Raw genomic sequence first — 1246 nt, 5'->3', positions numbered from 1 at the left:
TACTGCCCGGAGACGTTGATCAATCGCGAGAAGGACGGGAGGTTCCCGCAGGCCGTGTGCGGCCGGTGATGGTTGTGGTAGTGCAGCCAGTCGTCCAGCTCGCCCCGTCGTTCGGCTTCGGAGGTGTAGCAGCGGGCGTAAGCCCATCCGTCGGCCAGGGTGCGGTGGAAGCGCTCGATTTTCCCGTTAGTCTGCGGCCTGTAGGGCCGGGTGCGCTTGTGCCGGATACCGAGTTCGGCGCGGGTGTCGCGCCACAGGTGTGAGCGGTACGCGCCGCCGTTGTCGGATAGGACCCGCTCGACGGTGACGCCGCGGGCGTTGAACCACTCGACGGCTCGGACCAGCACGGCGGTGGCAGTGCGGGCGGTTTCGTCGTCGTGGATCTCGGCATAGGCGACGCGGGAGTGGTCGTCGATGACGGTATGGACGTAAGCCTTGCCCATCAACGGGTCGTAGTGCTTGTTCTTCGGCTTGTCCGGTGTAGCGGCCCGGTTCTTGTCGCCCTGTCGCCGCCCGACGTAGCGCCGTCCTCCGCCGTCGGGAATGTTGCCGAGCTTCTTCACGTCGACGTGCAGCATCGACCCTGGGTGATCGTGCTCGTAACGGCGCACCGGTTCTCCCGTGGCGCGGTCGACGTGCGACAGCCGGTTAAAGTGCACGTCTGTAAGGATGCGGTGGACCGTGGACGGGGCTATCCCAAGTCGGCTGGCCAACTGCACCGGCCCCTCCCGTGGTCGCAGGCGAAGACGGACGCAGCGCCTGGCAGTCTGCTGGTTGGTCTTGTTCGGTGAGTGATGCGGCCTGGATGACCTGTCCTGCATTGGCTCGCCGGTGCGGTAGCGGTCGGCCCAGCGCTTTACCGTGGGCCAGGAGACCTGGAACCTGGCGGCGACCTCGCTGATCGGCCAGCCGTCATCGACGACCAAGCGGCCGACGATCAGGCGGTGGCGAGGGGTGAGAGCGGCGTTCGCGTGGGTGTCAAGTGTCGGGTTTGGTGGAGAGTGTTTTAGTTGGTTTCAGGTAGAGCGTAGACGGGTTGCAGACTGGCCCAGTAGGCGGCTTCGACCTCCGCGGGTGGCCGTTGATCGAGCTCGCCATGCAAGCGGCGCTCGTTCCACCAGTCCACGTATTCCGCGGTCGCGACCTCGAGGTCATTGATCGAGGCCCAGGGTCCCCCGTTACGCACTGGTTCGGCTTTGTGGAGCGAATTGAGCGCTTCGGCCATCGCGTTGATGCTCCTATAGTT

At 65.3% G+C, this 1246-nt stretch carries 2 protein-coding genes; both read right to left on the bottom strand.

What is annotated here, in order from left to right:
* A partial coding sequence (locus tag ID132_RS07140; RefSeq protein WP_193128282.1) for an IS481 family transposase occupies positions 1–941 on the bottom strand: 941 nt, incomplete at its 3' end.
* Positions 942–1006: 65 nt separating this feature from the next.
* A partial coding sequence (locus ID132_RS07135; RefSeq protein WP_211198320.1) for an integrase core domain-containing protein occupies positions 1007–1246 on the bottom strand: 240 nt, incomplete at its 5' end.

Origin of the sequence: Gulosibacter sediminis (assembly GCF_014904065.1) — a bacterium.
In the GTDB taxonomy this organism is placed as follows: Bacteria; Actinomycetota; Actinomycetes; order Actinomycetales; family Microbacteriaceae; genus Gulosibacter; species Gulosibacter sediminis.
The sequence above is the reverse complement of the archived record's forward strand: the minus strand, read 5'-3'. Positions and strand labels throughout refer to the sequence as shown.